12 protein-coding genes are annotated in these 10,619 nt (G+C 27.1%); 10 read left to right on the forward strand and 2 right to left on the reverse strand.

What is annotated here, in order from left to right; translation table 11 throughout:
- Nucleotides 1-103 precede the first annotated feature (103 nt).
- From ytxC to ACUSRV_RS10905, 5 genes are all read left to right on the forward strand, one after another.
- Nucleotides 104-907, forward strand: a complete 804-nt coding sequence (gene ytxC / locus ACUSRV_RS10885) for a sporulation protein YtxC (RefSeq protein WP_490141980.1) — start codon at nt 104-106, stop codon at nt 905-907.
- 144 nt (nt 908-1,051) lie between these two features.
- Nucleotides 1,052-1,726, forward strand: coding sequence for a response regulator transcription factor (locus ACUSRV_RS10890; protein ID WP_490141981.1), 675 nt, complete (start codon nt 1,052-1,054; stop codon nt 1,724-1,726).
- A complete protein-coding gene (locus ACUSRV_RS10895; protein ID WP_490141982.1) occupies nt 1,723-2,742 on the forward strand; it encodes a sensor histidine kinase in 1,020 nt (339 codons plus the stop codon). Before ACUSRV_RS10890 ends, ACUSRV_RS10895 begins: the two co-directional genes overlap by 4 nt.
- A gap of 155 nt (nt 2,743-2,897) precedes the next feature.
- Nucleotides 2,898-3,659, forward strand: a complete 762-nt coding sequence (locus ACUSRV_RS10900; protein WP_490141983.1) for an ABC transporter ATP-binding protein — start codon at nt 2,898-2,900, stop codon at nt 3,657-3,659.
- 29 nt (nt 3,660-3,688) lie between these two features.
- Nucleotides 3,689-5,635 (forward strand): FtsX-like permease family protein, encoded by a 1,947-nt coding sequence (locus ACUSRV_RS10905; protein WP_490141984.1) that lies wholly within the window; start codon nt 3,689-3,691, stop codon nt 5,633-5,635.
- Between the two features lie 46 nt (nt 5,636-5,681).
- Here ACUSRV_RS10905 and ACUSRV_RS10910 read toward each other — a convergent pair whose 3' ends face one another.
- Nucleotides 5,682-6,368, reverse strand: a complete 687-nt coding sequence (locus ACUSRV_RS10910; protein ID WP_490141985.1) for a DUF4397 domain-containing protein — start codon at nt 6,366-6,368, stop codon at nt 5,682-5,684.
- Between the two features lie 372 nt (nt 6,369-6,740).
- On the opposite strand from ACUSRV_RS10910, the gene ACUSRV_RS10915 reads away from it, so the two are divergent.
- Both ACUSRV_RS10915 and ACUSRV_RS10920 read left to right on the forward strand, forming a co-directional pair.
- Entirely contained in the window at nt 6,741-6,878 is a 138-nt protein-coding gene (locus ACUSRV_RS10915) for a hypothetical protein (protein WP_490141986.1), read from the forward strand.
- Nucleotides 6,879-7,480: 602 nt separating this feature from the next.
- A complete protein-coding gene (locus ACUSRV_RS10920; RefSeq protein WP_490141987.1) occupies nt 7,481-7,690 on the forward strand; it encodes a hypothetical protein in 210 nt (69 codons plus the stop codon).
- A gap of 149 nt (nt 7,691-7,839) precedes the next feature.
- Here the strand turns inward: ACUSRV_RS10920 and ACUSRV_RS10925 are convergent, their stop codons facing one another.
- Nucleotides 7,840-8,205 (reverse strand): hypothetical protein, encoded by a 366-nt coding sequence (locus tag ACUSRV_RS10925; RefSeq protein ID WP_490141988.1) that lies wholly within the window; start codon nt 8,203-8,205, stop codon nt 7,840-7,842.
- A 652-nt stretch (nt 8,206-8,857) separates the two neighbouring features.
- Here ACUSRV_RS10925 and ACUSRV_RS10930 point away from each other — a divergent pair.
- The 3 genes from ACUSRV_RS10930 to ACUSRV_RS10940 all read left to right on the forward strand — a co-directional run.
- A complete protein-coding gene (locus ACUSRV_RS10930; protein WP_490141989.1) occupies nt 8,858-9,355 on the forward strand; it encodes a hypothetical protein in 498 nt (165 codons plus the stop codon).
- 44 nt (nt 9,356-9,399) lie between these two features.
- The gene (locus ACUSRV_RS10935; RefSeq protein ID WP_490141990.1) at nt 9,400-9,903 is read left to right on the forward strand and encodes a hypothetical protein; all 504 of its coding nucleotides are present in this window, start codon (nt 9,400-9,402) and stop codon (nt 9,901-9,903) included.
- A gap of 470 nt (nt 9,904-10,373) precedes the next feature.
- A partial coding sequence (locus ACUSRV_RS10940; protein WP_490141991.1) for a hypothetical protein occupies nt 10,374-10,619 on the forward strand: 246 nt, incomplete at its 3' end.

A 10,619-nucleotide genomic window follows, 5' to 3' on the forward strand; every position in this document is an offset into this window, starting at 1 on the left:
TATTATAATGTATTAAATTGAATAAATAATAATAAAATGATAAGAATAAGTTAAAGTGATAATACTGAATCTATAACTGTATTTATGACAAAAGGGGTGATGAATGTTGACACACAGATACATACATCTTAGGATATTAAGTAAACATAAATCTGCGCTTCGAAATTTCATTGAGTCGGGTACATTCAATAAGGATGTAAGATGTAATAGTGATTCTGTGGAAATAAACTTATATATTGATAAGAATAAAGAAGACACGACTAAAGTTAGAATAGCATCAGAAATAACAAACGCAATCATACATAGAATGAAAGAAGAACTTCTAAAAGCAAACATACAAATAACTTATAGAAAAATTGATGAAGATATAGAAGATATATATAAATATGCTATAAAAATTTTTGATAAAAAAGAAACTTTTATTAAAGACAGTATATTTAATAATGTATATGACTATATATCTACAAACAACCATATAAATATAGACGGATTTATTAAGTTTAGAATGAAGGGTTATTCAAGTGAAATTTATAAGATTAGCAGTAGAGGTATAGAGGAATATTTAATAAAGAAAAATAAGGATGAATTTATAAATGCACTTAGATATTTTGTAGATGTACAAGAAGAAAAAATAGATTTATTAAAAGTAAATATATTAAAAAATGGATCATTTATATTATACGATAAAGATAACAATATTTTAGAAAATAAGGACGATGAAGACATTATAAATATGTTTCTAAAAGAAAATTTGAGCTATGAGGATTTTTTAATAAGTACATTAATTACTTTATGCCCTAAAGTAATGTTAATATACGATAGCTTGGAAAATAATGAATCGAAGAATATTATAGAAACTGTAAAATCCATATTTGATTATAGAGTTATAATTAAACAAAGAGCATGATGCTCTTTGTTTTTTTGATTAAACAACTATAAAACTCCTTATTGGAAAAAGTTGGATACATCCTACTTTTATTATATCAAATATTATATAATGTTTTTAAAGCTTTACGGGCCACCCAACACTTTTATGAAAGGAATATTACTCATGTTTAAAATAATGATAGTAGAAGATGATCAAAAAATGCGGGAAATAATTTTAGAAAATATTGTGAAATGGGGATTTCAGGGATGTTATATACAGGACTTTAATAACGTATTTGATGAATTTGCAAAATATGAGCCTCATCTTGTTTTAATGGATATAAACTTGACTTCATATGATGGTTTTTATTGGTGCGGAAAAATAAGAGAAGTCTCAAAAGTTCCAATAATATTTATATCATCTAGAAATACTAATATGGATATAATAATGGCTATAAACCTAGGTGGAGATGACTTTATTCAAAAGCCTTTTTCTCTAGATGTACTTATGGCAAAGATAAATGCGCTTTTAAGAAGGACTTATAATTATACAAGTGCCTTTTCAAATATAATTGAACATAATGGGGTGGTACTCAACATAAGAGATAGCTCGGTTATATTTAAAGATAATAAATTAGAGCTTACTAAGAATGAATTCAAAATTCTTTATAATCTTATGAATAATAAGGGAGAAATAGTAAGTAGAGATAGAATAATGAGAGCACTTTGGGAAGATGAAAGCTTCGTAGACGACAATACCTTAACTGTAAATATAAATAGGCTTAGAAAAAAGCTAGAGGATTTAGGTCTCAGTGATTTTATTCAAACTAAGAAAGGCCAAGGGTATATAATTATATGAAATTTACCAAGTTTTTAGCTGATAGAAAATATTCAATAATTTGCTACTTTTTGCTCATGATATTTATATCAATGGTAATATATTTAGATGGTACTAAAGATATTATGGGAACTATAGTATATATTAATTTGGTTTCATTTTTCTTTTTTATTATTTATATAATATCAAGATATATTTATTATAGAAGTTATTATAAAAGTCTATCTGATATTGTTGAAAATCAAAGAGATGAAATAATAAATCGCCTTCCAAAGCCTAAAAGTTACGAACAAATTCTTTTTCAGGAGGTGCTTTCATCTTTAAACAATGAGCAAAGCTCAAAAAACCAAAGTCTTTTCGACCAAAAAAAAGATTATGAAGAGTTTATAACTTCGTGGGTTCATCAAGTAAAGACTCCTATATCAGTAAGCAGGCTGTTAATTGAAAATAATTTAAACACACCAAATAAAGAGACATTGTACAGCCTTGAAGAAGAATTAGATAAAGTCGAAAATTACATTGAACAAGCTCTTTATCATTCTAAAATAGATGATTTTTCAAAAGACTATCTTATAAATGAAGTTGAATTAGATAGATTAGTTAAAGAAGCAGTAAAAAAGCAGGCTAAAACTTTTATTAATAAGAAAATAAATATAGAAATTAATAATACTGATTTAATTGTTATAACGGATAAAAAATGGCTTTCCTTTATTATAGAACAAATATTGTCTAATTCATTAAAATACACATCTGACCGTGGAAGAATAAAAATCTACGGATTAATTGAAGACAAAGCTCAAAAGCTTATTATAGAAGATAACGGGATAGGAATTAAAATAGAAGACCTTGATAGAGTCTTTGAAAAAGGCTTTACAGGCTATAACGGAAGAGAGAACTATAAATCAACGGGCATAGGATTATATCTTTCTAAAAAGCTTGCAAGAAAGCTTGGCCATGATATAGAGATTGAATCAAAATATGGAGAATATACAAAAGTAACAATTATATTTCCAAAGTTGTTAGATTACCTACATTAAAGTGGCATTGCCACTTTTTTTGAGCGAATTTTTGTATTTGTGACATAAATGTAAGATATAAATATAGTTTTGTAAGTTAGATAAATGGATTGAAACTCCTGTATTTTGTACAATTAGTATATAAATTAAAACAATAGAAAAAGGGAGGTTTAAAAATGAATGATGTTTTAAAAGTTAGGAATTTAAAAAAAGTTTATGGTTCAAGAGGGAATGTGTACACAGCACTTCACGATATAGATTTGAATATTAAAGAAGGTGAATTTGTAGGCATAATGGGTCCTTCAGGCGCAGGAAAAACAACACTTTTAAATATTATTGCAACCATAGATAAACCAAGTAGTGGAACTGTTACTATAGGGGATGAGGACATAGTAAAAATGAATGAAGAGAAGTTATCTGTTTTCAGAAGAAATAAACTTGGTTTTATCTTCCAAGATTTTAATCTTTTAGATACTCTAACAGTAAAAGAAAATATAGTTTTACCATTAGCACTTTCAAAGGTGAATTTAAATGAGATAAAAAATAGACTTAATGAGGTTTCATCAAGCCTTGGAATTGATGATATTTTAAACAAATATCCATATGAAATCTCAGGAGGTCAAAAACAAAGAACTGCAGCAGCTAGAGCAATTATAAGTAGGCCTGCCTTAGTTCTTGCAGATGAACCTACAGGTGCTTTGGATTCAAAGTCATCATCTGAACTACTTCAATCTTTAAGCGATTTAAATGAAAATAACAAAGCAACTATAATGATGGTAACTCATGATGCTTTTGCAGCTAGCTATTGCAAAAGGATAATCTTTATCAAGGATGGTTTATTATTTACAGAACTTGTCCGAGGGAGTTCTCGTAAGGAATTCTTCCAGAAGATACTTGACGTTCTGAAAACTCTTGGCGGAGGATTAACTGATATATAATAAATTTACTTGAAAGGAGTGAGAAAATAATGACCTTATTTGATATATCTATTAAAAATATAAAAAGAAACTTTTACAACTATTTCCTATATTTTGTATCTATGGTATTTAGTATAATGATTTACTTTACTTTTACTTCAATACAATATAATACACAGGTTCAACAGGTTGTTGGTTCTTCAATACAGTTTGGAACTGTATTTAAAGCAGCAGCCATAGTTATTGCAGTATTCGTTGCTATATTTATTTGGTATTCAAATTCTTTTTTTATAAGGAAAAGGAAAAAGGAAGTTGCCCTTTATTCTCTTCTTGGAATAAGAAAGAAACAAATAGGAAGAATGCTTTTTTATGAAAATATTGTTATGGGTATAGGAGCATTAGGTACTGGAATACTTATTGGTAGCTTGCTTTCAAAACTATTTATAATGCTTTTGATTAGGCTTATGGGATTTTCGGCTGATATTGCATTTATGATACCTTTAAAGGCAATTTTAAATACTGTTGTTGTATTTACCATAATATTCCTTATAACCTCAATACATGGTTACAGACTTATATATAGATTCAAACTTATAGAACTTTTTAAGGCAGAAAATCAAGGAGAGAGAGAACCAAAAACTTCGGTTATACTTTCAATAGCCTCAGTTTTATTAATAGGTGTAGGGTACTTCATATATATGAGATCAACTTCAGCTTATACTATTTTTGCCATACCTATAACATTGATATTAACTGTAATAGGAACGTTTATGCTCTTTTCTTCATTAATACTATTAATTATTAAGCTTTCAAGAAAAAATGAAAGAAACTATTATAACGGTATTAATATGATAGGTACTTCACAGTTGTTGTACAGGATTAAAGGAAGTGCTAGAACTTTAGCTACAATAGCAGTATTAAGTGCAGCAACTCTTACTGCAATGGAGGTATCATCAAGCTTTTATTATAGCCTTTCAGTAGATTTACAGAAAAACTATGGATTTACTTATTCATATGCAAGTAATGATAAATCATTAGATAAAGATGTAGAATCTATAATATCAAAGTATCCTAAAAATAAAATTATAAATTCTGTTGATATGGATTTCGTTAAGGTAAATGGATCGTGGCCTATTTTATCTAAAAAATCTTTAGAAAAACAAATTTCTGAGGCTAGTTTTTATATAATATCAGAAAGTCAGTATAATGAAATTGCAAGAGTAAGAGGATTAAAGGATAAGATAGAACTTAAAGCTAATAATGAAGCAGCTGTATTTGGTCAAATAATAAATTTCGCATCAGAGTTTGACTATACTGGACAAACTATTACAATAAAAGAAAATAATGAGAAGTTACCTATTAAGGTTGTGAACTTTAAGGGTTATGCCCTTACAAACTCCAGCATGATGAGATATTCTGTTGTAGTAAAAGATGATGTTTATAATAAATATCACACAAAAGATAATACCTATAGAATTAAAGGATATATTACCGATAATAAAAAAGATAGTGAAAATCTAGATAAAGAACTTACTAGCTTATTAGATGAGAGACTTCCTAAAGATGATGAAGGTACTATTAAGTTTACATCATATTACTCACAATATAAAGGTGGACTTGCTTATTCGGGTTTAATAATATTTTTAGGTGCTTTCTTAGGATTATTATTCTTAGTAGCTACAGGAAGTATAATATTCTTTAAACAGTTATCAGAGGCTAATGATGATAAAAGTAGGTATAAAATTCTTAAAAATATAGGGGTAACTAACAAAGAAATAAAAGCTTCAATTAGTAAACAAATATTTATAGTCTTTGCACTACCACTAGTAATTGGAATAATACACAGCTTAGTTGCTTCAACACTTTTAGAAAGACTTATAAAGATAAATCTAACACTGCCCATAATAATAACTGTAAGTGCCTATACAGTGATATATATGATTTATTATTTCCTAACAGTAAACTCCTACTACAATATAATTAATTCAGAGATTTAAATATATATAAATAAAAAGAGCCTTTTTAGGGCTCTTTTTATCATCACTAGACTAAACATTTATTATATAAGGTATTTCCATCAACAGCTAATATAATTTGTGGAATATTGCCAGTTTTATATCCTGGAGAATTGGGATCCATACTTCCTGTAATATACAATGTATATATTCTCCCTGGTTTAAGGTCAATATTTATATCGATTGGTCGTACGTTTGGGTTGGATGAACTAACTTGAAATCTATGTCTACCTGAATTTATTAAATTGTAGTTAGTACTTTGAAGATAAGATAGACTTTGAGATATTGAACCCTGTGGCAAACTCATTTCAAATGATATAACAGAATTATCGAGATTATAGAATCTGATTTTAGTTTCATCAGGTCTTATGCGTTCATTGATATCATCTATTATTGGTACTATATTTATATCTTCTACACTTCCAGTTATTGCAAAGGTTAATATTTGACCCACAGGTGTTTTTATATTATTAATATCTGCTAAAGGCTTATCTTTAGTACCTGTTAGAAAAATCTTAACATTATAAACTTCAAAACATGAAGTTTTGTATTGAGCCATGTCTTTATATTGAAAATTTCTAGCTACGATTATGTCGTTTACATATACATCTACAGGAGGGAGTTCTGGCAAGCTTTGAAAACCCCTAATTAAAGCACAGATAGGTGTAACACAAGGCTCCTGCAATTCATGTATAATCTGTCTACAATTGTACATTTACAATCACACCTTTAAATTTTTATAGGCACATCAATTCTTATGATAATATATGAATTTTGGTTAGACACTGTTAATAAAAACTAACGATTTACTAGATTAAAGTTATAACAGATTATCCGGAAGTTAAAGCTAATAAGAAATAGCAGAGGTCATTACATTCTCTGATATTTCTTATTTTATTAGATATTAATGATACATAAGTAAGAATACATAATATTAATATATAAAACGTTTTTTATATATTAATAAAGGTAGGTTGTGTATAATGAAAATAGTAATGAAACTGTATTATCAAAATACAGTACAAGCTATTTACGCATTAGTGTAACCTTATGATAGTTACAATAAGTATACAAAAGGGGGATGTTTATGGACGTTGTTAATAATGGGGTGTTATATTTTAGTTTTTTTGGTATGGCTTTTGATTGGCTAATAAAACTTATTGCTATATATACGATGTATTTGGCTATAAAGTCTTTTAAAATTTACATAAAGAAAAATTCATAATATTTATATAATACGCATTAGTAAAATTATGCACATTAAGTGATATTTGGGATATATTATAATTAATTGAAGGGGTATAGGGAGATGGATTTAAGTAAAAACAAAAAAGATTGGGTTATGTATTTTTATTGCGTAGTATTAATGCTTGTATTGTTAGCTACGACATTTTCCATATTTTTGCATGAAACAAGTTATACTCTTAGAGGCAGCTTAGGTATTGTTTTTTTATTAACTTGTATTCTACCTAGAAAACTGAATAAAAACTATCTAATCATAAGTAGTGTAAATATAATATCGAGTTTAGTTCTTACATATTTATTTCTTTTTAAATAAATTATATAAGGCTAATCAGCTAATATAAATTTGTAAAAATTATACAACTTAGAAGGTAAAACGGATTTAATAAAAGTAGGTCAAATAATAAAAATGCATATATATATGGATAAAAAAGACCCTAGATTTAAAAACACAAAAGCAAATTAATTACAAAATTTTTTAGAAAATGCTTTAGCTTAATAGAGTTATATAATAATTATTACTCGGATCAAATTCATATAAACTTGAAAAAAAGGTTGAAGCAGTTATAAAGGGGGATTGGTTTTGTGAACAAACTAGATGTATTTCTTATAGGGGTTGGAACATGTTTTTTAGGATATTTCCTAACTATAATATATATACCTATTCAAGATGTATATCTTCAATCTATAGAATCTGTTAGATTAGCCATATTGTTTTTAGCAGGAGTAATATCAATGTGGGGATATTTAATATTGCAAGAGTTAAAAAATAAAAATAATAAAACTAGAGTTTAATACATAATATTTATATATTACGCAATAAGGAGGGAGAATTTTTCCCTCCTTTAACTATATATTTATTTTCAGCATTATATTAAAATGTAGCCAAATCTTAAAATCTTATATATTGTATTTGTAGACATTTATTCTAAACAATTAAGCTATTAGTTTAGCTTAATCACCTCATCTATATCTATTATCCTTTGTTCAAATTTCTCATATTCAGTATCATTTAAGTTTATGATTTTAGAACTATCAGATTTATTATTAGTAAAACTGATTTCTTTATTGTTTTCATCATAAAGTTTAACTTCATACATGTCTAATCCTTGTTTGTTTATAGTTGCTATATTTCCAAAATTAACAGTAGTTATAGTTTCAAACGGTGTTATTACTACTGAATCTAAAGTAATCCCTTCCCCCGTAGTATTTTTAAACTCTATTTTCTTACTTAAAGTTTTATCTACTTTAACAGGAACTTTAAATGCCCAGGTCCCATTATATGATTTTGTATTAAGTGAAAATGGCATTTGTGGTCCCATGTTATCAGTTCTTTATCAGTAAAGCTTACTTGATTGTATGCTTCTGTTGTATCTAATTGTGCTACATATAATTACCATTTAAAAATATTTTAGTTAAAACCATGCTTAAAGTAGGTATCATCTCTTGCAGACATGATACCTTTATTTTATTCTTTTCAAGAGATGCCGCTAAGCGTGCAAAAAACGCACACCTAGCTAGTTTACTTAATGTAATAAAGAGTTAGTCCACTCCAGGGCATAAAACCGTTGCTCTGCTATGTCCTTACGTTAATTTCTTCAACCTTAGTATCCATACTTTCATAGGGCAACAATGAGTTTTTATAGGTGAAAAAGTTAACATATTTTTTTAGTCATAGATATAGCCCTATAAGATTTACCTTGGGACTTTTTGTTAGACGCAGACCATTATAAGCGATGAATATATGTATTTATTTCTATAAAACGCAAGTAATAAGAAATCGTATTGTTTAAATATTAACAAGTTTTTATACAATACAACAAAAATATTATGTATAATGGTTATAGTACTTAACTATTTAATTTACTTATTCAACAGATTATCCGATTTAATATATTAAATTACAAAGCATTTAGATATATAAGTAATAATTAAATAAAGGTAGTCTCAGGGGGATTAAAGATGAAAAAAACAAATAATTTAACATTTAAAGTAGGTTTCATAATAGTAATTGCTTTAATTTTTTCAATAGGTTTATATAATTACAGAAAACCAATACCTATACATAAAACATTTAATGAAACAATTATTGTAAAAGCTAGTAATAAAAAAATATTAAAGAAAACAAAAATAAAAATAAATGCTAACTTATACAGGGGATTATATAGAGGATCAATATTGAATTTCAATCCTCACTTTATTAACAAACTAGAAGGAACAATGGTAATAGATAATAAGGAGTATAAATTTGGTGGTGTTACAGAAGGAACTAATTATACAAGTGTGCTAGGTTCTGTTTTTAAAGATAATCAAGGTGATCTATCTGTCTTCATGTTTAAGATGTATGATATAAATTCAATTGTACTATTGGGGATGAAGGAATGGGACGGGCAGATTATTGTTGCACCAGCTCAAACAATAGAAGATTATAGGTATATTTTAGATAGACCAGAGTTATAATAAAGAGATTTTATGAAGTTTATTAAAGAGGGGAAAATTTTGTTATGAAAAAATATAATAGACATGTAGTATTGATATTAATAATAATAGCCATAGTAATAGGATTTAACATGTACATAAATGCAACAGATAAGGAGATTACTGGTGGTGCTTTGTCATCCCATTGGTTAAATGAAGATAATAAAAATATTTATATAGTGAATATAGATAAAGAAAATGGTTTTTCTAAAAGTGAAACTAATTACTTTGCTAATATAGGAAGAAAAAAGAGAAAGAGCGAAATCGATATAAAAAAAGCAGAAAAATTAGGAAACCCTAATCACGATATGGTTTTGTATTTAACAGAAAAACATACTGGAATATCAGATGGATTCCTAGATTTTAATATATGGTTGTACAAAGATGAGGGGTATATTCAGCCTAGAGATTATAAAGATACAGTACTTACAGATTTAAGCAAGATAAGTAAATTAGAAGATGAAGAACATAAATTTTTAGTTAAAGTACTTTTGAAATATAATGATGAAGAAGATATATTCAAGAAATAATTCATGAATATTTATGTGGTTAGGTGATTTATTAAGATATTAGTTATAAATAATATATAGGTGTGATAAGCTTTCCCAAAAGAAAAGTTAGTGTAATAGTACTTACATTTGTTTTTGATTTCTTATTCATCTAAAATAACAAATCCTTTTATCGGATTAAAAGGTTTAGTTCTAATTAATTTTGTGGTAAGGATGTTGTACAGGTATCAATTGATCCAGTAAGATATATAGGTAGAAGTGACAATGTCGAAGGTTTCGTTAAATATATGACTGAAAAAGGTTATAGTACTGAATAATTATACATTTAATTTTAAGACTATGTTAAAACCCAGTCTTTTATTATTGCTAATATTAAAAATAACTAGTATATTTAACAACCTTTTTGTCTAACAAAGCCTTTTATTTATTATTATATATCCTCAAAAAACATATATATAATATATGATACGTAAATAGAAGGAGATGATAAAGTGATACCTAGATACATAGCGCCTACTACAACAAAGTATTTCATAGCTTATACAGGGGATATAGAAACAGGACTTTCTAATCTTGGAGTTAACAATAGATTTGTTAGATTAAGTACAAGGGTAGGTATACTTTATACTGAAACAGAAGTGAGCCTTAGGGATTTACTGCAAATAACACAGATAGACTTTGTAGATTCCGATGTGCCTATGGCTTTACTTGCAGAAAGACAAGAAACTCCAGTTACA

This window comes from Sporacetigenium sp. TC11 (assembly GCF_058146105.1).

Excerpts from the sequence above, each read along its gene's own strand:
- ytxC (WP_490141980.1), top strand. The coding sequence starts at position 104 with ATGTTGACACACAGATACATACATCTTAGGATATTAAGTAAACATAAA.
- ACUSRV_RS10890 (WP_490141981.1), top strand. The coding sequence starts at position 1,052 with ATGTTTAAAATAATGATAGTAGAAGATGATCAAAAAATGCGGGAAATA.
- ACUSRV_RS10895 (WP_490141982.1), top strand. The coding sequence starts at position 1,723 with ATGAAATTTACCAAGTTTTTAGCTGATAGAAAATATTCAATAATTTGC.
- ACUSRV_RS10900 (WP_490141983.1), top strand. The coding sequence starts at position 2,898 with ATGAATGATGTTTTAAAAGTTAGGAATTTAAAAAAAGTTTATGGTTCA.
- ACUSRV_RS10905 (WP_490141984.1), top strand. The coding sequence starts at position 3,689 with ATGACCTTATTTGATATATCTATTAAAAATATAAAAAGAAACTTTTAC.
- ACUSRV_RS10910 (WP_490141985.1), bottom strand. The coding sequence starts at position 6,368 with ATGTACAATTGTAGACAGATTATACATGAATTGCAGGAGCCTTGTGTT.
- ACUSRV_RS10915 (WP_490141986.1), top strand. The coding sequence starts at position 6,741 with ATGGACGTTGTTAATAATGGGGTGTTATATTTTAGTTTTTTTGGTATG.
- ACUSRV_RS10925 (WP_490141988.1), bottom strand. The coding sequence starts at position 8,205 with ATGCCATTTTCACTTAATACAAAATCATATAATGGGACCTGGGCATTT.
- ACUSRV_RS10930 (WP_490141989.1), top strand. The coding sequence starts at position 8,858 with ATGAAAAAAACAAATAATTTAACATTTAAAGTAGGTTTCATAATAGTA.
- ACUSRV_RS10935 (WP_490141990.1), top strand. The coding sequence starts at position 9,400 with ATGAAAAAATATAATAGACATGTAGTATTGATATTAATAATAATAGCC.